The following is a 22,089-nucleotide window of genomic DNA, read 5'->3' on the forward strand; positions in this document are numbered from 1 at the left end:
ACGGACGGCTCAGGTGGTCGCCTGCTGGTAGAGCGTGGCGACCCGCTGGTCGAAGGTGACGCTGTAGGACGTGCCGGGGGTCTCCCCGCCCTCCTGGTAGCCGCCGATCACGCCGACCACCACGCCGTTGTCGGTCACCCACGGGCTGCCGCTGGTGCCGTCGGTGTAGCCGCCGCAGTCGAAGCGCTCCTGGGTCGGGCTCTGCGAGCGGGTCCTGACCGCGCAGGTGATCGGCTCGTCGCGCTCGCTCGGGTAGCCGGTCACCGAGACGGCCAACCCGAAGCCCTGGTTGGTGGCGATCGGGTTGCCGCCGACGCTGTCCTCGACCTGCTTGCCGTCGACCGGGCCGACGGTGACGAAGGCCACGTCGTACTCGGGGTCGTCGTCGGACGCCCAGCGCGGGTCGACGGTGATCTGCCGCACCGGCCAACTGCCGTACGGGGAGAAGCCGTTGCGGTAGCCGGGGGTGAACACCAGGCCGTCCAGCAGGCCGATCCGGCGGCTCTGCACGCAGTGCGCGGCGGTGACCAGCAGGTTGCGCGCGGGGCTCTGGACGACGCTCGCGGTGCAGGCCCGGGGGCCCTGGGCCGTCCGGACCGAGAGGGTGCCGATCCGGTCGCGGGCGGCGCTCTGCTGTGCGACCTCGGCGGTGTGCGCCTGGTCCTGGCCGCCGCACGCGGTGCCGGCGGTGAGCAGCAGGGCCGTCAGCGCGACCGTCCGTGCCACGCGCGCGGGCCGTGCCGGGCGGGGGGCCATCGGGGCTCCGTCTCGTTCCTCGGGGCGGGCACCGGGCTCGTGCGTTCCGCCGTTCGTGAGGAAGATCTACCAGGCCGCGCCCGGTGGCGCCACTGTCTCCGCCCTCGTCACCCGGTGGCCCGGTCGTAGAGCGCCTGCACGCGGTCGCCGAAGTAGCTGCTGTACGAGGTGTCCGGGCTGTTGCCGCCCTCCTGGTAGCCGCCGATCACGCCGACCACGGTGCCGGTGCGGGTGCTCGGGTCGAAGTCGGTCACCCACGGGCTGCCGCTGGTGCCGCCGGTGTAGTCGGGGCAGTCGATCCGCAGCTGGGTGGAGCTCTGCTCGGTGGTGGTGTTGGAGCAGGTGATCGGGACATCGCTGCTGCCGGGGTAGCCGGTGATCCGCACGGGCACCTGGTAGCCCCGGCCGACGCCCAGCTTGTTGGCGCCGAGCACCTGTTGTACCTGCTGTCCGTTCTGGGCCTGGACGATCGCGAAGGCGACGTCCACGTCCGGGTCGGCGTGGTCCTTCCAGCCGTCGTCGACGGTGACGGCCAGCAGCGGCCAGACGCCGCTGGGGGTGTCGCCGTTGCGGTAGCCGGGGATGAAGACGAGGTCGCTGCGCTGGCCGAGTTGGGGGTCCCAGACGCAGTGCGCGGCGGTGACGATCAGATTGAGCCCGGCGCTGTCGACGACGCTGGCGGTGCAGAAGTGGTCGCCGTCCGCGTTGCGGGTGAAGACGGCGCCGACCAGGCCGTTGAGCACGGTGGGTCGGGCGGTGCGGGTGATCCCGGTGTGCTTGGCGACGGCCCCCTTCAACCGCTGCCGGTTCCAGCCGTGGCTGTTGCCGGGGCCCGAGGGCGTGGCCGCCGCCGAGGTGACCGTCGGTGCGCCCCCGTTGGGCCGCGTCGAGGTCGTGCAGCCCGCCGTGGCCAGCAGCACCGCGAGCGTTCCGGCCACCGCCCTCCCACGCATCGTCATCCGTCCAGGCTGCCCGCCCGGGCACCCGGGCGCCACCCGGACCGCGCGTCCCGGAGAGGCGCACACCTGTGCGCACCCATGCGCGCCCCCGGCGCGCATCACGGGTGATCGACCGGCTATGCTGCCCGGGACGGCCTTTCGGGGCCGTCTGCTGCTGCCGTGGCCGACGTCGGCGCACGCGGCGAACCGGGGCGGTAGCTCAGCCGGTTAGAGCAGGGGACTCATAATCCCTTGGTCGTGGGTTCGAGTCCCACCCGCCCCACTTCCAGCCTGCCGACCCTTTCCCGGGGCGGGCCACTGACCTGCGGAAACGCGCGAACCGCCTGGGAGAACTGTAGGCGAATGACCGCTGGGCGGTCGTGATTGCGCGCCGATGTTCACCCGCATGGGAACGTCCTGGGAACCTTGCGCTGACGGTCGGCGCGTCTGAGCAGCGGGTTTGCCGGCCGATGGCTCCGCCGGATGGTCGAACGGCCCCGGCTCCGCCGTTTCGCGGCGTTCGGCGGTCCTCCAATCCGGGTGCGGTGCGCGGCCGTGTCCGACGGCGCCTCGTCGCACCGGTGTCCGCGGATGACGACGGCCGAGCGGGCCGATGCCCAAATCCCTTGCGGCGGACCGGGGCTGAGCGTGGACCGGGTGGGCGGGCCGGCCTTCTGCGGGCTGTTCTGTGCGGCCGGGGGCGTCTCCGAAGCGGATGCGGTCCGTCCTCTGGTGTCGTCCACGAAAAAAGTGATATCACTTTGACAGCAGAAGCGGACACACTCGCTGGAGGAGCTGGTCCCATGGCCACACCGCGTTCCGCCGTCGACGTCGAAGACGGCCCTGTCCTGGACCTTCCGGTCCCCAAGATCACCGAGCGGGTGATCACCGGTGCCGCGGGTCTGCCGGTGCTCGGCGGCACGCTGCTCGGCCTGGTCGTGGGGGTCGGGGCGGTCATCGCCGGCGGTGTCCAACTGGCCGGCGGGGCCAAGGGCCTGGGCATCGCCCTGCTGGTCGCCGGGCCCGTGCTCGTACTGGGCTCGCTGCTGCTGATGTGCGGGCTGACCGTGGTCTCGCCCGGCGAGGCCCGGGTGGTCCAGTTGCTCGGCCGCTACCGCGGCACCATCCGCGCCGAGGGCCTGGCCTGGCTGAACCCGTTCACCAGCCGCCGCCGGATCTCCACCCGGATCCGCAACCACGAGACCGAGACCAACAAGGTCAACGACGCGGACGGCAACCCGATCGAGATGGCCGCCGTGGTGGTCTGGCAGGTCGAGGACACCGCCAAGGCCGTGTTCGAGGTGGACGACTACACCGACTTCGTCGCCATCCAGACCGAGACCGCCGTCCGGCACATCGCCAGCAGCTACCCGTACGACGCCCACCGCGAGGGCCAGTTGTCGCTGCGCGACGGTGCGGAGGAGATCACCCGGATGCTCTCCGCCGAGATCTCCGCCCGGGTCGTCTCGGCCGGCGTGCGGGTCGTCGAGTCCAGGATCACCAGGCTCGCCTACGCGCCCGAGGTCGCCCAGGTGATGCTCCAGCGCCAGCAGGCCGGCGCGGTGGTCGCGGCTCGCCGACTGATCGTCGAGGGCGCCGTCGGTATGGTCGAGGAGGCGCTGGACCGGCTCGCCGAGCGCGACGTCGTCGAACTGGACGAGGAGCGCAAGGCGGCCATGGTGAGCAACCTCCTGGTGGTGCTCTGCGGCGACCGTGGCACCCAGCCCGTCGTGAACACGGGCTCCCTCTACCAGTAAGGCGCGGGCGTTGGCGACGGAGCGGAAGAAGATCCTGCTGCGGCTGGACCCGGCGGTCCACGACGCGCTGGCCCGGTGGGCCGCGGACGAACTGCGCAGCGCCAACGCGCAGATCGAGTTCCTGCTCCGCCGCGCCCTCAGCGACGCGGGCCGGATGCCCGGCGGCGCGGCCCGGCTTCCCCGGCGCGGCCGACCGCCCAAGGAGAGCCCGGAGACCGGCGATTCGGACGCCGGTTGACCGGGCCCACCCCACCGTCCATCTGCTTGGAGTCCACCATGGACCTGCCCACCGCCCTGCCGGAGAAGCTGTACCTGCTCGCCTACAACCCCGAGCGCGAGCGGCTCACCGCCACCGACAGGCTCGACCTGGTGCTGCGGGCCGCCGCGCTCGCCGAACTCCTGCGGCGCGGACTGATCCGTGACGACGGCCGGCACCCGGCCGCCGTCGACGGCGCGCAGGCCGACGGCCTCGACCCGCTCTCCACCGCGATGCTGGAACTGATCCGGCAGGGGCGGCGGCGCAGCTGGCAGAGCTGGGTCGGCCGCCGCCAGGGCCCCGTGTCCCGGGCCTCCCGGGTGGTCCGGGACGGGCTGGCCGCGGCCGGCCGGATCCGGATCGAGCAGCGCCGCGTACTCGGGCTGTTCCCCTGCGCCCGGGTCACCCTGCGGGAGCCCCGGTTGCGCAAGTCGCTGGCGGCGTCGGTCGGTTCGGCGCTGAAGTCGCCGCTCAGCCGGGTCGACCCGGCGGATGCCGCACTGGTCGCGCTGGTCGACGCCGCCCGGCTGGGATCCGCTCTGACGTGGCGCCAGAGCCGCGAGTTCCGCACCCGGATCGACAAGTTGGCGCCCGCCGCCGGCCCCGTCCCGCGCGCCCTGCGCCGGGCCATCAACACCAGCCGCGCCGACGGCACGGCCGCCTGACCCACCCGCATCCCGAACCCGCACCCGAGCCCGGTCGCCGACACGGCGGCCGGGCTTTCCGCGTGCCAGGCCGCCGCCCCCATCCACCGATCGGTTGATCCCCCCTCCACCGCGTCCACCAGCGGCTCTGACCGTCCGGTCGATCCGCGGCGGTGGCCCCGCGCGGGAAGCTCGTTGCAGGCCGGGAAACGTGGCCGGGAACCAGCGGGGACGGACGGGAGGGAGCGGCGCGATGGCCGTGATCGAGGTGGCGGGGCTGAGCAAGGCCTACGGGCGGCGCCAGGTGCTGGAGGGCGTCTCCTTCGGCGTGGAGCGTGGCGAGGTGTTCGGCCTGCTGGGGCCGAACGGCGCGGGCAAGACCACCGCCGTGGAGTGCTGCGAGGGCCTGCGCCGGGCCGACACGGGGACCGTCCGCGTCCTCGGCCTGGACCCGGTGAAGGACGCCCACCGGCTGCGGCCCCGGATCGGCATCCAGCTCCAGCAGGCCCAGCTGCAGGGCGCGCTGCGGGTCGGCGAGGCGCTGGAGCTGTACGCCGCGCTCTACCCGAACCCCCGGGACTGGCGGGAGCTGCTGGACGAGTGGGGGCTCGCCGACCAGCGCCGGACGCCCTTCGACAAGCTCTCCGGCGGCCAGCGCCAGCGACTGTTCATCGCGCTCGCCCTGATCGGCAACCCCGAGGTGGCCTTCCTGGACGAGCTGACCACCGCGCTCGACCCGCAGGGCCGCCGCGACACCTGGGAGCTGATCCGGCGGATCCGCGACGACGGCGTGACGGTGGTGCTGGTCTCGCACTTCATGGACGAGGTCGAGGCGCTCTGCGACCGGGCCGCCGTGCTCGACGGCGGCCGGATCGTCGCCACCGGTACCCCCGCGGAGCTGATCGCCCGCTCCGGCACCGGCGGCACGCTCGGCTTCCGCCCCACCGCGCCGCTGGACACCGCCCGGCTGGCGGCCCTGCCGGGGGTCACCGGGGTGGAGGAGCGGGACGGCCGGGTCGAGGTCTCCGGGGTCGGGGACTTCGCCGACGAGGTCACCGGCCTGCTCGCCCGCGAGGGGATCGTCGTCACCGGGCTGCGGATCCGCGAGCACAGCCTGGATGACGCCTACCTCGCCCTGACCCGCCACGACTCCTGACCCGCCGTCACCGCGCCCGCCGTCACCACGTCCGAGGGGACCACCACCGTGAACCACACCGCCCAGCACGCGGCCCACCACACCGCCCACGCCGTCCGCCGCCTGGCCGTCGCCGAGGCCCGCCTGTTCCTCCGCGAGCCGCTGACCGCCTTCTTCGGCCTCGCCTTCCCCGTCGTGCTGTTCCTCGTCCTCGGCTCCGTCCCGGCCCTGCGCAAGACCTCGCCCGACATGCACGGCCTGAGCACCATCCAGCTGTACGCGCCGATCCTGGCCGTCTTCACCCTGCTGCTGCTCGGCCTCAACGGCCTGCCCTCGTTGCTCGCCGCCTACCGCGAACGCGGCGTGCTGCGCCGGATGTCCGCCAGCCCGGTCCGCCCGGCGCTGCTGTTCGGCGCGCTGCTCCCGCTGTACCTGGCCGTCGCCGTCGTCTCGGTGCTGCTGGTGGTGGTGGCCGGGCCGTTGCTCGGGGTGGCGCTGCCGCGCCAGCCGCTGGGGTTCCTGCTGGCCTTCCTGCTGGCCGCCGCCGCGCTGCTGTCGATCGGCCTGCTGCTCGCCGCGGTCGTCCCGTCCGCCAAGGCCGGCAACGCGGTCGGCGCGCTGGCCTTCTTCCCGATGATGTTCTTCTCCGGGATCTGGCTGCCGCGTGAGTTCATGCCGGCCCTGCTCAACCGGATCGGCGACTTCACCCCCAGCGGGGCCGCCGTGCAGACCCTGCAGGACGCCTGGGCCGGGCACTTCCCGCACGCCGTGGGCCTGCTCACACTCGCGGCGTACGCGGTGCTCGCGGGTGCCGCGGCTGCCAGGCTGTTCCGGTGGGAATGATCAAGCGGCCACCGGCCGACGAGGACGCGCTCGGCGACTGGCTGGACCGGCTGGACCGGCTGATCGGGCCGCTCTGCTACGTCGCCCTGCTGATCGCCACCGCCCTGGCCCTGCTGGTCCCCGTCCCGACCGCGCGCTCCGCGGCCGCCACCCTCCCGGTGGCGGCCGCCACGCTGCTGTGGCTGCTCCTGCGCTCGGCCCTGGACCGCAGGCCGGGCCCGGACGGCCGCGCCCGGTACACCGGCGCCCACTTCGCCGTCCTGCTGGCGCTGACCACCGTGCTGGTGCTGGACAATCCGCTCTTCGGCTTCTTCGCCTTCGCCGGCTACCTGCACGCCGCCCGGTACCTGCGGGGCCGGGGCCGGATGGCGGGCGCGGCCGCGGCCACCGTCCCCACCTCGCTCTCCCAGGTCGGCGGGGTCCTGCCCGACAGCCTGGCGAAGTTCGGCGGACTGCTGACCGTCGTCGCCTTCAACCTGATGGTGGTCGGGTTGATGTTCGCGCTCCGCGAGGTCGCCGACCGGCTGAGCGCCCGCCGCAAGGCCGCCAACGCCGAACTCGCCGAGGCCAACCGGCTGCTCACCGAGATGCTCGCCGAGAACGCCGGCCTGCACGCCCAACTCCTCGTCCAGGCCCGGGAGGCCGGGGCCGCGGACGAGCGCCGCCGGCTCGCCCGGGAGATCCACGACACCGTCGCCCAGGGCCTGGCCGGGATCGTCACCCAGCTCCAGGCCGCCGAGCAGAGCCGCGCCCAGGACGCCGCGGCCGCCGACCGCCACCAGGCGAACGCGGCGGCCCTCGCCCGGGAGAGCCTGACCCAGGCTCGCCGGGCCGTCCACGCGCTGCGCCCGATCGAGCTGGAGCGGGCCGCCCTGCCGGAGGCGCTGGCGGAGCTGGTCGAGCAGTGGCGCGAGCGCAACAGCGCCGCCGCCGGGCTGACCGTCACCGGCGAGGCCCGCCCGCTGCACCCCGAGGTCGAGGTGACCCTGCTGCGGATCGCCCAGGAGTCGCTGGCCAACGCGGCCAAGTACGCCCGGGCCTCCCGGGTCGGCGTCACCCTCTCGTACATGGCGGGCCTGGTCACCCTGGACGTCCGGGACGACGGCGTCGGCTTCGACCCGGCCGCCGAGCCCGCCTCCCGGGCCACCGGTGGCGGCTACGGTCTGGACGTGATGCGCCGCCGGGTACAGCGCCTGGCTGGGCGGCTCGACCTGGAGACCGAACCGGGCGCCGGCACGACGGTGTCCGCGACCCTGCCGGCGATCAGCGTGGAGGAGTAGAGCCGTGAGCGACGGAACGACGATCAGACTGCTGTTGGTGGACGACCATCCGGTGGTCCGGGACGGGCTGCGCGGGATGTTCACCGCCGCCCCCGGCTTCGAGGTGGTCGGCGAGGCCGGGGACGGCGCCGAGGCGCTGGTCCTGGTCGCCGCGCTGCGCCCGGACGTGGTGCTGATGGACCTGCGGATGCCGCGGATGGACGGCGTCACCGCGATCCGCGAGATGGCCGAACGCGGCCTGCCCGGGCGGGTCCTGGTGCTCACCACCTACGACACCGACGCCGACGTGCTCCCCGCCGTCCGGGCCGGCGCCACCGGCTACCTGCTGAAGGACGCCGCCCGGGAGGAGTTGTTCCACGCCGTCCGGGAGGCCGCCCGCGGCGCCTCGGTGATCGCGCCGACCGTCGCCGCCAAGCTGCTCGGCCAGGTCCGCGCGCCCGCCCGGGAACCGCTCAGCCCGCGCGAGCTGGAGGTGCTGGAACTGGTCGCCTCCGGCGCCACCAACCGGGAGGCCGCCGCCCGGCTGTTCATCAGCGAGGCCACCGTGAAGACCCATCTGATCCACGTCTACGCCAAGCTCGACGTCAAGGACCGCGCCTCCGCCGTCGCCGCCGCCTACAACCTGGGCCTGCTCACCCCGACCGGCCGGTCGTAAGACCGACCGGCACAGGGTGGGCGTCGCGACGCCCACCCACCAGGAACCGGTCGGTCTAAGCTGGCCGGATGCTCGAACCCGCCCTGCTGCCGACCCCGCTGGTGGACTGCACCGACGAGACCTTCGCGCGGGCCGGGGTGGAACTGCGGCTCAAGCGCGACGACCTGCTGCACCCGAGTGTCCCGGGCAACAAGTGGCGCAAGCTCGGGCCCAACCTGGCGGCCGCCGTCGCGCAGGGCCACACCCGGCTGCTGACCTTCGGCGGGGCGTACTCCACCCACCTGCGGGCGGTCGCCGCGGCGGCCGGGGCGCTCGGCCTGGAGAGCGTCGGGCTGGTCCGCGGCGAGGAACTGGCCGACCGGCCGCGCAACTGGTCGCTGCGGGCGGCCGAGCGGGCCGGGATGCGGCTGGAGTTCCTGACCCGGGCCGAGTACCGGGAGGCCACCGGCCGCGCCGAGGACGGTACCGACGCCGACGCCGGTACGGCGGTCGGCCCGCACCGGCGCTGGGGCCCCTGCCTGGTGCTCCCGGAGGGCGGCTCCAACGCGCCGGCCGTGACCGGCGCGGCGGCGATCCCGGCCGAACTGCCCGACCTGGGCGGGCACGACGTGGTCTGCTGCCCGGTCGGCACCGGCGGCACCCTGGCGGGCATCGCGGCCGGCCTGCCGCCGGGCGCGCGGGCGCTCGGCGTGGCCGTGCTGCGCGGCGGCGAGGGCTACCTGGAGGGCGAGGTCACCCGGCTCCACCGGGCCGCCTACGGCCGGGAGTTCGGCAACTGGCGGATCGACCACGCGCACCACGGCGGCGGCTACGGCAAGGTCCCGGCCGAACTGGCCGTCTTCGCCGAGCGGTTCGAACGCCGCCACGGCATCCCGCTGGAACGCCGCTACGTGGCCAAGCTGCTCGCCGCGCTGACCGACCTGGCCGCGGCCGGCGCCTTCCCCCGCGGCACCCGCCTCACCGCCGTCGTCACCGGCCTGCCCGACCCGGAGTAGGGCCGGGCAGGCCAGGTGGCGGTCCGGCGGGGCACGCCGGCCGGGCTCACCCGAAGGTCAGGTCGGCGCACGGGTCGGTGTCGGCGCCGCGGGAGTTCTCGGCTATGCCGGTGGGAACCCCGCTGGGCACGCCACTCGGGGTGCCGCTCGGGGCCGTGCCGGGGGCACCGCTCGGGCTGCCGCCCGGGTCGCCCGGCGCGGCGGGGGAGGGCGACACGCCCGGACCGCTCTCGACCGCGTCCAGCTTGGTGGCGGGGCTCGGCCGGAAGTCGCGGCCCAGTGTCACGGTGATCGCCTCGGAGCCCGGCTCCTCGACCGCGCGCGCCCCCGGGAAGAGCGCGGCCACCTGGTCGGCGGCGGCCTTCAGGGTCGGGTCGTAGCTGATCTCGGTCTGCAGCCGGCCGCCGGTGGGCTTGCCGAGCGCGACGTTCTGGAAGCCCCGGGCCCGCAGCACCGCCGCGCCGGAGTTCGACAGGCCGGAGGTGCCGACGCCGTTGACCACGAGCACCGGTGCGGCGGCCTGCTCGGGCGCGAGCGGCCCCGAGGTGCCGGCCGCGCCGTCGGGGCCGGGCGCGGTGGGGGAGGGGGCCGGGGTGCCGGTGCCGGCGGTGCTCTGCCCGTCCAGCGTGCGGTCCTCGCGCAGCAGCCGCCACAGCGTGTTGGCGTCGGGCTGCACCAGCTGGACGCGCTCCCCGGCGAAGCGCCAGGGCGCGGTCACGAAGGTGATGTCGGACAGCTTGATGTCCTGCAGCGAGCGGGTGAAGTCGACCAGCTTCATCGCGGTGCCGAGCCCCTCGTCCACGGTGAGCGAGCGGGTGGCCGCATCGGCCAGCGGGAGCAGGGTGGGCAGGGAGAAGCCCTGGCCCTGCACCTTCTTGATCATCGAGGAGACGAAGGCCTGCTGGCGCTTCATCCGCCCGATGTCGGAGTTGTCGCCGAAGCCGTACCGGGCTCTCAGGTAGTCCACGGCGGGCTGTCCGGAGAGCTTCTGCATGCCCTTCTTGAGGTGTATGCCGTGCGAGTCGACGTCGTTGGGGACGCAGACGTCCACGCCGTTGATGGCCTCGGTCATCGCGGCGGCGCCCTTGAAGTCGACCACGATGGTGTGGTCGACCCGCAGGCCGGTGAGCGTCTCGACGGTGTTCTGCGTGCAGGCCGGGTTGCCCTTGGGGAAGTCGCCGACGGTGAAGGCCGAATTGAACATCTGGCTGGTCCGGGGCGAGGTCCAGGTGCCGTTCGGCAGCTTGCAGGACGGGATGGTGACCAGGGTGTCCCGGGGTATGGAGACGCCGACGGCGTGCTTGTGGTCGGCGTAGACGTGCACCAGCATCGCGGTGTCGGAGTGGCCGACGCCCTCCTCGCCGCCGCCGATCGCGTTGTTGCCGTCGTCGCGGGTGTCCGAGCCGAGCACCAGGATGTTGACCGGCACCGAGGCACCGGGGGTGGTCGGGACGGGCGCCGGCGGGCGCTCGGTGGCGACGCCGCCCGCGTCGAAGGTGGTGATGTTGTTGTCCAGCCGGTGGTAGAACCAGGCCCCGGCGCCCACGACGGACAGCACCAGGACGGCGGCCAGGCCGATGGCGGTCCGCAGGTAGCGGCGTCTGCGCGTGCTGCTGCCCATCCTCCGTGTCCCCCCGTCTTTCCGTCTCTCGTGTTCGATGTTCGAACGTTAGACGTTTCGACGGACGGTTCGGTTACCTCCGGTGGCGGTACGGATTTCCCTCCGGGGATGTGATGCTGCTCACGCCCCGGGGGTGGCGGCTCCGGTGAGCATCCGGCGGAGCAGGTCGCGCAGGACCGTCCGCTCCTCGTGGCCGAGGGCGGCCAGCGGCTCGCGGGCGAAGTTGAGCGACTCGCGCAGCTCCGCGGAGGCGGCGGAGCCGGTCTCGGTGGCGGCGACCAGCTTCACCCGGCGGTCCTGCCGGTCGGCCTCCCGGGTCACGAAGCCGCGGGCTTCGAGCCGGTCGACGATCCCGGTGATGTTGGACGGCTCGCAGCTGAGCGTCTGGGCGATCTGGCGCATCGGCATCGGTCCGCGCCGCAGCAGGGCGAGCACCTTGGCCTGGGCGCCGGTGAGCGAGCGGGCGGCGGCGGCCTCTTCGTACTCGCGGTGGAACAGCGCGACCAGGTTGGCCATCAGGTCGACGACCTCAAGGGTGATCTCGTCGGACTGTGGCGTGGCGGCCAGGGTCGACTGGGTGTCCATACGGCACAGTCTACCTGAAAAGTTGACAACATGAACCTTTCATGCCCATCGTTACTTCAGTAGCTCAACCTTTCATGTACCAGAACCACTAAGGAGCGTCCCCATGGCAGAGCAGGCCGCGCCCGCGACCGCCCGTGAATGGCACCTCGCCGCCCGTCCCCAGGGCTGGCCGGTGCCGACCGACTTCGCCCTGGTCGAGGCCCCGGTCCGGACCCCGGGCCCGGGCGAGATCCTGGTCCGCAACGCCTACCTCTCGGTGGACCCGTACATGCGGGGCAGGATGAACGACGTGCGCTCCTACGTCCCGCCGTTCAAGCTCGGTGAGGCCATGGACGGCGGCGCCGTCGGCTACGTGGTCGCCTCCGAGGCCGAGGGCTTCGCTCCGGGCGACGCGGTGCTGCACGGCCTCGGCTGGCGCGAGTACGCCACCCTGGACGCCCGCCGCGCGGTCAAGGTCGACCCCGCCGCCGCGCCGCTCTCCGCCTACCTCGGCGTGCTCGGCATGACCGGCCTCACCGCCTACGCCGGGCTGCTCGCCGTCGGCGGCCTCAAGGAGGGCGACAAGGTCTTCGTCTCCGGCGCGGCCGGCGCGGTCGGCGGCATGGTCGGCCAGATCGCCAAGCTCAAGGGCGCCTCCCTGGTGGTCGGTTCGGCCGGCTCGGCGGAAAAGGTCGCCAAGCTGGTGGACGACTACGGCTACGACGCCGCCTTCGACTACAAGGACGGCCCGGTCGCCGAGCAGCTGGCGCAGGCCGCCCCGGACGGCATCGACCTCTACTTCGACAACGTCGGCGGCGACCACCTGGAGGCCGCGATCGGCGCGCTCACCGTGCACGGCCGCGCCGTGCTCTGCGGCGCGATCGCCCAGTACAACGAGACCACCGCCCCCGCCGCCCCGCGCAACCTGGCGCTCGCGATCGGCAAGCGGCTGCGCCTGGAGGGCATGCTGGTCGGCGACCACGCGGCGCTGCAGCCGCAGTTCGTCGCCGAGGTGAGCGGCTGGCTGAAGTCCGGCGAACTGCGCTCCGAGGAGACCGTGGTGGACGGCTTCGAGCGCACCGCGGACGCCTTCCTCGACCTGCTGCGCGGCGTCAACACCGGCAAGATGGTGGTCCGCCTGGACGGCTGATCCGGCGTCAGGCCACCGAGTCGCCCCGCCGCCCCACCGGGCGCGCGGGGCGGTTTGCGTACGGGCGCGGGGGAATCGGTCGCACTACCGCATTCCGGCCGGATCCGAAAGTGTGTCATCCATGGTGCGGGGCGGCGCGGTACGGTGGGTCCCGCCCGACGATGGGGCCGTTCGGGGGAGAGATCCAGCCGAGGGGTAGACCTGGTTGAGGATTCGACTAGCATTGAGCGAAAGCCTGTCCGTTTTGCTCAATTTAGTAGCTTAATGTCGGCTAACGTGGGTAACTGTGGATCAACTGCAGGCACGAGGCAGCTGGGGAAGGCGACCCTCGTCCACAGCCTGGAGGTCCCGGTGACGACACGTGGAGTTCTCTACATCCACTCCGCGCCCCGCGCGCTGTGCCCGCACGTCGAGTGGGCCGTCGCGGGGGTGCTCGGTGTGCGGGTGAGCCTGGACTGGATCCGCCAGCCGGCCGCGCCCGGACACTGGCGTGCCGAGCTCTCCTGGCAAGGGGAGCCCGGTACGGCCTCGAAGCTCGCCTCCGCGCTGCGCGGCTGGCAGCTGATGCGGTACGAGGTCACCAGCGAACCCTGCGCCACGGCGGAGGGGGAGCGGTACAGCAGCACGCCCTCGCTCGGCATCTTCCACGCCGTCACGGGCATCCACGGCGACATCCTGATCCCCGAGGACCGGCTGCGCGCCGTCCTGCTGCGGGCCCGCAGCGAGGGGGCCGACCTGGAGGCCGAGATCGCCCGGCTGCTGGGCAAACCCTGGGACGACGAGCTGGAGCCGTTCCGGTACGCGGGCGAGGGGGCGCCGGTGCGCTGGCTGCACCAGGTGGTCTGAGCCGACCTCCCGAGAACGTGCGAGAGGGGCCGGCGCTCACTGCGAGCGCCGGCCCCTCTCGATGCGCCGGTCCGGCGCGGTGGCTCAGCGGGTGCGGAAGGCCAGCACCACGTTGTGGCCGCCGAAGCCGAACGAGTTGTTCAGCGCCGCGATCCGGCCCTCGGGCAGCGTGCGGGCCTCGCCGCGCACGATGTCCGCGTCCACGTCGTCGTCCAGCTCGTCGACGTTGATGGTCGGCGGGGCGATCCGGTTGTACAGGGCCAGCACGGTGGCGACGGTCTCGATGCCGCCGGCGCCGCCCAGCAGGTGGCCGGTCATCGACTTGGTCGCCGAGATGGCGATGTGGTCGAGGTCGTCGCCGAGTTCCTTGCGCAGCGCCTTCAGCTCGGCGGTGTCACCCTGCGGGGTCGAGGTGGCGTGCGCGTTGACGTGCACGATCTCGGCCTTGTCCAGGTCGTTGCGCTCGAACAGGTCGGCCAGCGCGCGGGCCACGCCGGCGCCGGTCGGCTCGGGCTGGGCGATGTGGTGGGCGTCCGAGGACAGGCCCTGGCCCACGGCCTCGCAGTAGATCCGGGCGCCGCGCGCCTCGGCGTGCTCGACCGACTCCAGCACGACCACGCCGGCGCCCTCGCCCAGCACGAAGCCGTCCCGGCCCTTGTCGTACGGGCGGGAGGCGCGCTCGGGGTCGTCGTTGCTCTTGGACATCGCCATCATGTTGGCGAACGCGGCGATCGGCAGCGGGTGGATCGCCGCCTCGGTGCCGCCGGCCACCACGACGTCGGCGCGGCCGGTGCGGATCATCTCGATCGCGTAGCCGATCGCCTCGGCGCCGGAGGCGCAGGCGGAGACGGGGGTGTGCACACCCGCGCGGGCGCCGACCTCCAGGCCGACGTTGGCCGCCGGGGAGTTGGGCATCAGCATCGGGACGGTGTGCGGGGAGACCTTGCGGGCGCCCTTCTCCTTCAGCACGTCGTACTGGTCGAGCAGGGTGGTCACACCGCCGATGCCGGAGGCGATGACCGCGCCCAGGCGCTCGGGGGCGAGCTTGGAGGAGTCGTCGGTGGCCGGGGTCTCGTAGCCGGCGTCGGCCCACGCCTCCCGGGCGGCGATCAGCGCGAACTGGGCCGAGCGGTCCAGCTTGCGGGCCAGCGGGCGGGGGAGGATCTCGCCCGGCTCCACGGCGGTGCGGGCGGCGATCTTGACGGGCAGCTCGGCGGCCCACTCCTCGGTCAGGGCCGCCACTCCGGAGCGCCCGGCGACCAGGTTCTCCCAGGTGGTGGCGGCGTCGCCGCCCAGCGGCGTGAAGGCGCCGATACCCGTGACGACCACGGTACGGTTTTCAGCGGTCACTGGTTTCTTCTTCTCTCACGTTGTGCGGGGTCGGCGGCGAGCCGAGGAAGGGCCCGGCCGGGCGCCCGGTGGGGCGTCCCGGCCGGCGGGTCGGCCTGGCTCTCGGGGAGCCGGGTCGACGAGTCAGCCGTCCGAGGCGTGGTGAACGCCGGACGTGCTGGACGGATCGAACGGATCGATCGGTCAGGCGTTGGTGAGGATGTACTCCACCGCGTCGCCGACGGTCTTCAGGTTCTTGACCTCGTCGTCCGGGATCTTGACGTCGAAGCGCTCCTCGGCGGCCACGACGACCTCGACCATGGAGAGCGAGTCGACGTCCAGGTCGTCCGTGAAGGACTTCTCGAGCTCGACGTCCTCGGTCGGGATACCGGCGATCTCGTTGACGATCTCGGCGAGACCTTCCAGAACCTCGTCCTTGGTAGCCATACTGGCTGCTCCTCTTCGGTGTTGAACGCGTCCGACCGGCGGGCCGGACGCAGGCTTGTGGATGAGTGGGGCGAAACGCGCCTAGGGGAGCGTAACGACTGCCGCGGCGTACACGAGACCCGCCCCGAACCCGATGATCAGTGCGAGGTCGCCGCTACGGGCCTCGCCGCTCTCCAACATGCGCTCCATCGCCAGCGGGATGGAGGCCGCGGAGGTGTTGCCGGTCTCGGCGATGTCGCGGGCGACCGGCACCGAGTCGGGCAGCTTGAGCGCCTTGATCATGGCGTCGGTGATGCGCATGTTGGCCTGGTGCGGGATGAACGCGCCGAGCTGGTCGGCGGTGATCCCGGCGGCGTCCAGCGCCTGCTGGGCGACCTTGGCCATCTCCCAGACCGCCCAGCGGAAGACCGGCTGGCCGTCCATCCGCAGGGCCGGCCACTTCGTCTCCTCGCCCACGCCGTTGACGGCGCCGGGCTTGGCGAACGCGGTGTCCCAGGCCTGGGTCTGGGTGATGACCTCGGACTGCGAGCCGTCCGAGCCCCAGATCAGCTTGCCGATGCCGGGGGTGTCGGACGGGCCGACGACCGCGGCGCCGGCGCCGTCGCCGAAGATGAACGCGGTCGAGCGGTCCGACTGGTCGGTCAGGTCGCTGAGCCGCTCGACGCCGATCACCAGCACGTACTCGGCGTTGCCGCCGCGGATCATGCCGTCGGCCAGGCCCAGGCCGTAGCCGAAGCCGGCGCAGGCGGCCGAGATGTCGAAGGCCGGGGCGGTGCCGCAGCCGAGCCGCTCGGCGATCTCGGTGGCGATCGCCGGGGTCTGCTTGAGGTGCGAGACGGTCGCGACGATCACGCCGCCGATCTGGTCCGGGGCGATCCCGGCCTGGGCGATGGCCTTGCCGGCGGCCTGCACCGACATCTCGGAGACGCTCTCCTCCGGGCCGGCCCAGCGACGCTCGGCGATCCCGCTGCGGGTGCGGATCCACTCGTCCGAGGAGTCGATCCACTCCAGCACCTCGGCGTTGGGGATCACCCGGACCGGGCGGTAGCCGCCCACGCCGAGGATGCGCGAGAACTGCGCCCCGGTCGCGGGCCGGATCTGCGGCTTCGTCATGCCTGGTTCTCCTGGTCCTGACCGCCGTGTTCCGCGACGAGCGCGCGGGCCTTGTCCAGGTCGGCGGGGGTCTTGACGGCAAGCGTTGCCACACCCTTGAGGTTGCGCTTGACCAGTCCGGTGAGGGTGCCCGCCGGGGACAGCTCGATGACGGCGGTCGCGCCGAGTCGGCCCAGGGTCTCCATGCAGAGGTCCCAGCGGACCGGGTTGGAGACCTGGGACACCAGGCGGTCGAGCACCTCGGTGCCCGTGTCCACGACCTCGCCGTCCCGGTTGGAGACGTAGCGCACCTGCGGGTCGGCCACCGTCAGCGTCGGCGCCAGCTTGGCCAGCCGCTCGACCCCCGGGGCCATGTGCTCGGTGTGGAAGGCGCCGGCCACCTTCAGCGCGATCAGCTTGGCGCCGGCCGGCGGGTCGGCCCTCAGCGCGTCCAGCTGGGCCAGCGTGCCGGCGGCGACGATCTGGCCGCCGCCGTTGTTGTTGGCCGCCGTCAGGCCGTGCTCGGCGAGCTTCGCCGCGACGGCCTCCGGGTCGCCGCCGAGCACGGCGATCATGCCGGTCTCGGTGACGGCGGCGGCCTCGGCCATCGCCTGGCCGCGCTCGCGGACGAAGGCCAGCGCGTCGTGCGCGCTCAGCACCCCGGCGCCGGCGGCGGCGGTGATCTCACCGACGCTGTGGCCGGCCACGGCGCCGACCAGCTTGCGGGCGACGTCCTCGTCCGGGAACAGCTCACGGGCGGTCATCAGGCCGGCCGCGACCAGCAGCGGCTGGGCGACGGCGGTGTCCTTGATCTCCTCTGCGGAGGCCTCGGTACCGGCGTGCACCAGGTCGAGCCCGGCGACCTCCGACCAGCCGCGCAGGCGGTCGGCGACACCGTCGAGCTCCAGCCAGGGGCTGAGGAAACCGGGGGTCTGGGCACCCTGTCCAGGGGCGACGATTACGAGCACGGTTCAACCCTCTCTCGCCAGGCGCCCAGGGGCGGGTAGGCGACGGTAACGAAGAAAACCATCCGGGATTGTAAGGTCCCTACATTCGGCTCAGCTCGGCTCCCCGGCGGCGGTGAGCCGGCCGAGGGCGAGCGCGATCCGCAGCGTGAACGCCGAACGTACGTCGGACGGGGCGTACCCCGTGACATCGGTCACACGTCGTAGCCGGTAGCGCACCGTGTTGGGGTGGACGAAGAGCATCCGGGCGGCGCCCTCCAGCGAGGAGGCCTGCTCCAGGTAGACGCTCAGCGTTTCCAGCAGCGCCGAGCCGGCTTCGTCCAGCGGTGTGTAGATCTCCTCCACCAGCTGGCGGCGGGCGGCCTGGTCGCCGGCCAGCGCCCGCTCGGGCAGCAGGTCGTCGGCCAGCACCGGGCGGGGGGCGTCCGGCCAGGCGGCGCAGGCGCGCAGGCCGGCCGCGGCGGCGTGCGCCGAGCGGGTCGCCGAGAGCAGGTCCGGCACGGTCGGGCCGACCACCACCGGGCCCGGCGCGAACTGGCCGATCAGCGCCCGGGCCGCGTGCACCGGCTCCTTGTCGCCGCCGACCACGACCACCAGGCGCTTGCCCAGCACCCCGGTCAGCACGTGCAGCTTGGCGTACCGGGCGGCCCGGCGGATCGCCTCGACCACCAGCTCGCTGTCACCGTCCGGGGCGCTGCCCATCACCACCCGGACCTGGCTCGGCTGGCCCCAGCCGAGCGCCGCGGCCCGGGACAGCACGCCCTCGTCCGCGTCGCCGGACAGCAGCGAGTTGACCACCAGCGCCTCCAGCCGGGCGTCCCAGGCGCCGCGCGCCTCGGCCGCCTGGGCGTACACCTGGGCGGTGGCGAAGGCGATCTCCCGGGCGTAGACCAGCACGGACTCGCGCATGTCCGACTCGTCGCCGGGGGCGGCCACCTCCTCGATGGCCTCCTCCATCACCTCGATCGTGGTGCGGATCAGCTCGACGGTCTGGCGCAGCGTGATCGCCCTGGTCAGCTCGCGCGGGGCGGTGCCGAAGACGTCCGTGGAGATGGCCTGCGCGGCGTCCGGGTGGCGGTACCACTCGGTGAAGGCCGCGATGCCGGCCTGGGCGACCAGGCCGATCCAGGACCGGTGCTCCGGCGGCATCCGCCGGTACCAGCCGAGCTGGTCGTCCATCCGCGCGATCGCGGCGCTGGCCAGCTTGCCCGAGGACTTCTCCAGCCGCTTGAGCGTCGCCGCCCGGCGCTCGGCCCGCTCGGCCGCGACTCTGCGCTCCTGCGCGGTCAGGCGGGGCGCCGCCCGGCCGGGGCGGTCGCGGCCGGCCCTGGGGGCCGGGCTCTTCCCGGTCGGTTCGGCTGTGGGACTCGGTTCGCTCTTGGAGTTCGCGGAAGCGGCTGGCACAAGGACAAGACTGCCTCACGCGAGTGACTGCTCGTGCACACCCCCCGGCGAACGCGACACGGTGGCACCGGTCACACCCGCTACGGTGGGGTCCGTGACCGACGCCGCCGCCCGCCCCCGCGCCGACCTGCGCCGCACCGCCGAGCGCTACCTCTCCACCCCGGCCGAGGGCGTCGAGACCCGACACGCGTTCTCCTTCTCCGGACACTACGACCCGAAGAACACGCACTTCGGCGCGTTGCTCGCGTGCAACGAGGAGCTGCTCGCCCCGGGCGCGGGGTTCGAGGAGCACAAGCACCGGGACACCGAGATCCTCACCTGGGTACTCGAGGGCGCGCTGGCGCACCGGGACTCCCAGGGGCACGGCGGGGTGGTCCGCCCCGGGATGATCCAGCACCTCGGCGCGGGCTCGGGCGTCACCCACACCGAACGCAACGTCGGCGGGGCCGCCGGCCCGGTCCGCTTCGTCCAGATGTGGCTCCAGCCGGACGTGTTCGACGCACCCCCGGTGTACGGGCTGCGCAGGGTGGAACCGGCCGACGACGGGTTGACGCTGCTCGCCTCCGGCCTGGAACGCGACGCGGGGACGGACGCCCTGCGGCTGCGCCGGAGTGACGCCGCGCTCTGGCTGGCGACCGCGGGGCCGTGGCAGCCGCTGCCCCGACTGCCCGAGGCCGCCTGGCGGTACGCGCATCTGACGGCCGGTTCGCTCGGCTACCGGACGATCCCGGGGCCGAAGGGCGGCGGCCGTTCGATGGCTCCGGGCGACAGCGTGCGGATCACCGGGGACGCCTTCGCCGACCCGACGGCCGGCGAGACCGGCGCCGAACTCCTGCTCTGGGAGATGCACTCGCCGGTCTCGTACGGCTGACGGCGTCCTACCGGACCTCGGCCAGCACCGCGTCCGAGAGGGGAGGCCAGACCTCGGCGGCCCACGGGCCGAAGTCCCGGTCGGTGAGCGCGACGCAGGCCACGCCGGCCTCCGGGTCGACCCACAGGAAGGTGCCGGACTGGCCGAAGTGGCCGAAGGTGGCGGGCGAGTTGGCGGTGCCCGTCCAGTGCGGGGACTTGCCGTCGCGGATCTCGAAGCCGAGGCCCCAGTCGTTCGGGCGGCGGTGGCCGTAGCCGGGCAGGACGCCGCTGGTGCCCGGGAAGGCGACCTCGCGGGTGGCCTGCCGGACGGTGGACGGGTCCAGCAGCTTCGGGGACTGCAGTTCGGCGGCGAACCGGACCAGGTCCGCGACCGTGGACAGGCCGCCGGCGCCGGCCGGGGACTTGTGCGCCGTGTTGAGCAGCGTGTCGTGCATGCCCAGCGGCTCGAACACCGCCTCGGCGGCGTACCGGGAGAACTCGATCCCGGCGGCGTCGGACAGCGTCCGCGCCAGCGCGTCGAAGCCCGCGTTGGAGTACAGCCGGCGGTTGCCGGGCTCCGCGAACACCCGGTCCTCGTCGAAGCCCAGGCCGGAGGTGTGCGCGAGCAGGTGGCGGACGGTCGAGCCGGCCGGCCCGGCCGGGTCGTCCAGCTCGAAGACGCCCTCCTCGACCGCGACCAGCACCGCGTACGAGGTGAGCAGCTTGGTCACCGACGCCAGCGGGAACAGGTGCTGCTGCGGCCCGTACGTGCCCAGCACCGCGCCGTCCGCCCCCCGGACCACCGCCGCCGCGGCGTGGGGCACCGGCCAGTTCTCGATCATCCGCAAGCTCTCCATGCGCCCGACTCTAACGAAGGCCCGAAAACAGGTGGCGGGAGCACCCGGCTGGGAGGCTTGCTTGGAGTGCACTCCAACTCGATAGCGTCGTTGTCACCGCTCACCACAGGGGGTAACCGATCATGGCCACGCTCGCACCCGTTGAACTCGACCTGCAGAGCTGCGCCGAGGTCTTCCACCGGCCGGTCGGCGATCCGGACCGGACCCCGCGGCACACCATCAGCGAGGTCGCCGCGGCCAGCGGACTCACCGCCCACACGCTGCGCTGGTACGAGCGGATCGGCCTGCTCGACCCGGTCGACCGCTCCGCCAGCGGCCAGCGCCGCTACAGCGACGCCGACCTGCACCGGTTGGCCTTCCTGGGCCGGCTGCGGCTGACCGGCATGCCGATCGCCGACATGCTCCGCTACGTGGAGCTGGCCCGCCAGGGTGAGCGGACCTTCGAGGCGCGACGCCAGCTGCTGGTCGACCAGCGTGAGGAGGTCCGCCAGCGTGTCGCCGACCTCCAGGCCACTCTCGCCGTCCTCGACTACAAGATCGACCTGTACTCCGGCCGGATCGCCGCGTCCGAGGGACCGGCGGTCTGCCGCCACGAGTAGCCGCCACCAGCACGCCGTACGCAGAGGAAGAAGCAGAGCCAATGACCGTCCCCACCCTCCCCACCGTCCGACTCGGAGCCGACGGCCCGTCCGTGGGCGTCCAGGGCCTCGGCTGCATGGGCATGAGCGAGTTCTACGGCCCGACCGACCGCACCGAGGCCCTCGCCACCCTGGACGCTGCCCTGGAGGCCGGCGTCACCCTGTTCGACACCGCCGACGCCTACGGCTTCGGCCGCAACGAGGAGCTGATCGGCCCCTTCATCCGGGCCAACCGCGACAAGGTGGTGCTCGCCACCAAGTTCGCCCTCGAACGCAAGGAGGAGGACCCGTCCTACCGCGGCATCCGCAACGACCCGGCGTACATCCGGGCTGCCGCGGACGCCTCGCTGCGCCGCCTCGGCGTGGACGAGATCGACCTCTACTACATGCACCGCCGCGACCCGGCCGTGCCGCTGGCCGAATCGGTCGGCGCCATGGCCGAGCTGGTCCGGGCCGGCAAGGTGCGCCGGCTCGGCCTGTCCGAGGTGACCGGCGCCGAACTGCGCGAGGCGCACGCGATCCACCCGATCGCCGCGCTGCAGTCCGAGTGGTCGGTGTTCGCCCGGGACGTCGAGCGCACGGCGGTGCCGGCCGCGGCCGAACTGGGCGTCGCCTTCGTGCCGTACTCGCCGCTCGGCCGGGGCTTCCTGACCGGCGCGTTCCAGGCCGCCGAGCAGCTCGCGGCGGACGACGTCCGGCGCACCCAGCCGCGCTTCACCGGCCCCAACGCGGCGGCCAACGCCGAACTCCTGGCGCCGCTGCGGGAGATCGCGACGGACCGCGGGGTGACCCTCGCACAGGTCGCGCTGGCCTGGGTCCACCAGCGGGCGGAGGTGCACGGGCTGACCGTCGTGCCGATCCCCGGCACCCGCAAGCGCAGCCGGCTCGCCGAGAACACCGCGGCCGCCACGCTGCGGCTCACCGCCGGGGAACTGGCCCGGCTGGAGCCGGTGGCGGGCGAGGTGGCCGGGGACCGTTACCCGGACATGCGCTTCACCCAGGTCGGGCGGGAGTAGGTCCGGTGTCCGGTGGGGGAGCGGCCGCCCGTGCCGCTCCCCCACTGCC

The 22,089-nt window shown here is 73.5% G+C and carries 23 protein-coding genes and 1 tRNA gene; 14 read left to right on the top strand and 10 right to left on the bottom strand.

The features are described from left to right. Nucleotides 1–9: 9 nt before the first annotated feature. Both ACIO5E_RS00865 and ACIO5E_RS00870 read right to left on the bottom strand, forming a co-directional pair. On the bottom strand, nucleotides 10–756 hold the full coding sequence (locus tag ACIO5E_RS00865; protein WP_400661933.1) for a trypsin-like serine peptidase: 747 nt from the start codon (nucleotides 754–756) through the stop codon (nucleotides 10–12). A 107-nt stretch (nucleotides 757–863) separates the two neighbouring features. Beyond that, on the bottom strand, nucleotides 864–1,715 hold the full coding sequence (locus ACIO5E_RS00870) for a trypsin-like serine peptidase (RefSeq protein ID WP_400661936.1): 852 nt from the start codon (nucleotides 1,713–1,715) through the stop codon (nucleotides 864–866). 188 nt (nucleotides 1,716–1,903) lie between these two features. On the opposite strand from ACIO5E_RS00870, the gene ACIO5E_RS00875 reads away from it, so the two are divergent. The 9 genes from ACIO5E_RS00875 to ACIO5E_RS00915 all read left to right on the top strand — a co-directional run bounded on the left by ACIO5E_RS00875 (nucleotide 1,904) and on the right by ACIO5E_RS00915 (nucleotide 9,259). Further along, nucleotides 1,904–1,977, top strand: a tRNA-Ile gene (locus ACIO5E_RS00875). 520 nt (nucleotides 1,978–2,497) lie between these two features. After that, nucleotides 2,498–3,451, top strand: coding sequence for an SPFH domain-containing protein (locus ACIO5E_RS00880; protein ID WP_400661939.1), 954 nt, complete (start codon nucleotides 2,498–2,500; stop codon nucleotides 3,449–3,451). A 10-nt stretch (nucleotides 3,452–3,461) separates the two neighbouring features. Next, the gene (locus ACIO5E_RS00885) at nucleotides 3,462–3,689 is read left to right on the top strand and encodes a hypothetical protein (RefSeq protein WP_400661941.1); all 228 of its coding nucleotides are present in this window, start codon (nucleotides 3,462–3,464) and stop codon (nucleotides 3,687–3,689) included. A 38-nt stretch (nucleotides 3,690–3,727) separates the two neighbouring features. Next, the gene (locus tag ACIO5E_RS00890; protein WP_400661944.1) at nucleotides 3,728–4,372 is read left to right on the top strand and encodes a GPP34 family phosphoprotein; all 645 of its coding nucleotides are present in this window, start codon (nucleotides 3,728–3,730) and stop codon (nucleotides 4,370–4,372) included. A 232-nt stretch (nucleotides 4,373–4,604) separates the two neighbouring features. Further along, complete coding sequence (locus tag ACIO5E_RS00895) at nucleotides 4,605–5,507, top strand: ABC transporter ATP-binding protein (protein ID WP_280676895.1); 903 nt, start codon at nucleotides 4,605–4,607, stop codon at nucleotides 5,505–5,507. Nucleotides 5,508–5,555: 48 nt separating this feature from the next. Continuing rightward, nucleotides 5,556–6,329 carry an ABC transporter permease gene (locus ACIO5E_RS00900; protein WP_400661948.1) on the top strand — a complete coding sequence of 258 codons (774 nt, stop codon included), beginning with the start codon at nucleotides 5,556–5,558 and terminating at the stop codon, nucleotides 6,327–6,329. Beyond that, entirely contained in the window at nucleotides 6,326–7,609 is a 1,284-nt protein-coding gene (locus ACIO5E_RS00905; protein WP_400663372.1) for a sensor histidine kinase, read from the top strand. Before ACIO5E_RS00900 ends, ACIO5E_RS00905 begins: the two co-directional genes overlap by 4 nt. Nucleotides 7,610–7,613: 4 nt before the next feature. After that, a complete protein-coding gene (locus ACIO5E_RS00910) occupies nucleotides 7,614–8,264 on the top strand; it encodes a response regulator (protein WP_400661951.1) in 651 nt (216 codons plus the stop codon). Between the two features lie 68 nt (nucleotides 8,265–8,332). Then, nucleotides 8,333–9,259, top strand: a complete 927-nt coding sequence (locus tag ACIO5E_RS00915; RefSeq protein ID WP_400661954.1) for a 1-aminocyclopropane-1-carboxylate deaminase/D-cysteine desulfhydrase — start codon at nucleotides 8,333–8,335, stop codon at nucleotides 9,257–9,259. Between the two features lie 46 nt (nucleotides 9,260–9,305). Here ACIO5E_RS00915 and ACIO5E_RS00920 read toward each other — a convergent pair whose 3' ends face one another. Further along, entirely contained in the window at nucleotides 9,306–10,880 is a 1,575-nt protein-coding gene (locus ACIO5E_RS00920) for an LCP family protein (protein WP_400661957.1), read from the bottom strand. Between the two features lie 120 nt (nucleotides 10,881–11,000). Then, a complete protein-coding gene (locus ACIO5E_RS00925) occupies nucleotides 11,001–11,465 on the bottom strand; it encodes a MarR family winged helix-turn-helix transcriptional regulator (RefSeq protein ID WP_280676885.1) in 465 nt (154 codons plus the stop codon). Nucleotides 11,466–11,568: 103 nt separating this feature from the next. On the opposite strand from ACIO5E_RS00925, the gene ACIO5E_RS00930 reads away from it, so the two are divergent. Beyond that, nucleotides 11,569–12,594, top strand: a complete 1,026-nt coding sequence (locus tag ACIO5E_RS00930; protein ID WP_400661960.1) for an NADP-dependent oxidoreductase — start codon at nucleotides 11,569–11,571, stop codon at nucleotides 12,592–12,594. 351 nt (nucleotides 12,595–12,945) lie between these two features. Further along, on the top strand, nucleotides 12,946–13,440 hold the full coding sequence (locus tag ACIO5E_RS00935; protein ID WP_188296478.1) for a DUF3145 domain-containing protein: 495 nt from the start codon (nucleotides 12,946–12,948) through the stop codon (nucleotides 13,438–13,440). Nucleotides 13,441–13,524: 84 nt separating this feature from the next. Here the strand turns inward: ACIO5E_RS00935 and fabF are convergent, their stop codons facing one another. From fabF to ACIO5E_RS00960, 5 genes are all read right to left on the bottom strand, one after another. Continuing rightward, on the bottom strand, nucleotides 13,525–14,790 hold the full coding sequence (gene fabF / locus ACIO5E_RS00940) for a beta-ketoacyl-ACP synthase II (protein ID WP_400661963.1): 1,266 nt from the start codon (nucleotides 14,788–14,790) through the stop codon (nucleotides 13,525–13,527). 183 nt (nucleotides 14,791–14,973) lie between these two features. After that, nucleotides 14,974–15,216, bottom strand: a complete 243-nt coding sequence (locus ACIO5E_RS00945) for an acyl carrier protein (protein ID WP_400661966.1) — start codon at nucleotides 15,214–15,216, stop codon at nucleotides 14,974–14,976. Between the two features lie 81 nt (nucleotides 15,217–15,297). After that, nucleotides 15,298–16,329, bottom strand: coding sequence for a beta-ketoacyl-ACP synthase III (locus ACIO5E_RS00950; protein ID WP_400661969.1), 1,032 nt, complete (start codon nucleotides 16,327–16,329; stop codon nucleotides 15,298–15,300). Further along, a complete protein-coding gene (locus ACIO5E_RS00955; RefSeq protein ID WP_400661972.1) occupies nucleotides 16,326–17,276 on the bottom strand; it encodes an ACP S-malonyltransferase in 951 nt (316 codons plus the stop codon). Before ACIO5E_RS00955 ends, ACIO5E_RS00950 begins: the two co-directional genes overlap by 4 nt. A gap of 90 nt (nucleotides 17,277–17,366) precedes the next feature. Continuing rightward, complete coding sequence (locus ACIO5E_RS00960; RefSeq protein WP_280677216.1) at nucleotides 17,367–18,563, bottom strand: helix-turn-helix domain-containing protein; 1,197 nt, start codon at nucleotides 18,561–18,563, stop codon at nucleotides 17,367–17,369. A gap of 208 nt (nucleotides 18,564–18,771) precedes the next feature. Between ACIO5E_RS00960 and ACIO5E_RS00965 the strand changes: the two genes are divergently transcribed. Next, nucleotides 18,772–19,548 (top strand): pirin family protein, encoded by a 777-nt coding sequence (locus ACIO5E_RS00965; RefSeq protein WP_400661976.1) that lies wholly within the window; start codon nucleotides 18,772–18,774, stop codon nucleotides 19,546–19,548. A 7-nt stretch (nucleotides 19,549–19,555) separates the two neighbouring features. On the opposite strand, the gene ACIO5E_RS00970 is transcribed toward ACIO5E_RS00965, so the two are convergent. Further along, on the bottom strand, nucleotides 19,556–20,386 hold the full coding sequence (locus tag ACIO5E_RS00970; protein ID WP_400661978.1) for a serine hydrolase domain-containing protein: 831 nt from the start codon (nucleotides 20,384–20,386) through the stop codon (nucleotides 19,556–19,558). A 122-nt stretch (nucleotides 20,387–20,508) separates the two neighbouring features. Here ACIO5E_RS00970 and ACIO5E_RS00975 point away from each other — a divergent pair, with 122 nt between their 5' ends. Together ACIO5E_RS00975 and ACIO5E_RS00980 are read left to right on the top strand one after the other, a co-directional pair. Beyond that, nucleotides 20,509–20,985 carry a MerR family transcriptional regulator gene (locus tag ACIO5E_RS00975; RefSeq protein ID WP_400661980.1) on the top strand — a complete coding sequence of 159 codons (477 nt, stop codon included), beginning with the start codon at nucleotides 20,509–20,511 and terminating at the stop codon, nucleotides 20,983–20,985. Nucleotides 20,986–21,026: 41 nt separating this feature from the next. Then, complete coding sequence (locus ACIO5E_RS00980) at nucleotides 21,027–22,040, top strand: aldo/keto reductase (protein WP_400661983.1); 1,014 nt, start codon at nucleotides 21,027–21,029, stop codon at nucleotides 22,038–22,040. Nucleotides 22,041–22,089 lie beyond the last annotated feature (49 nt).

The organism is Kitasatospora sp. NPDC087314 (assembly GCF_044744365.1).
Lineage (GTDB): Bacteria > Actinomycetota > Actinomycetes > Streptomycetales > Streptomycetaceae > Kitasatospora.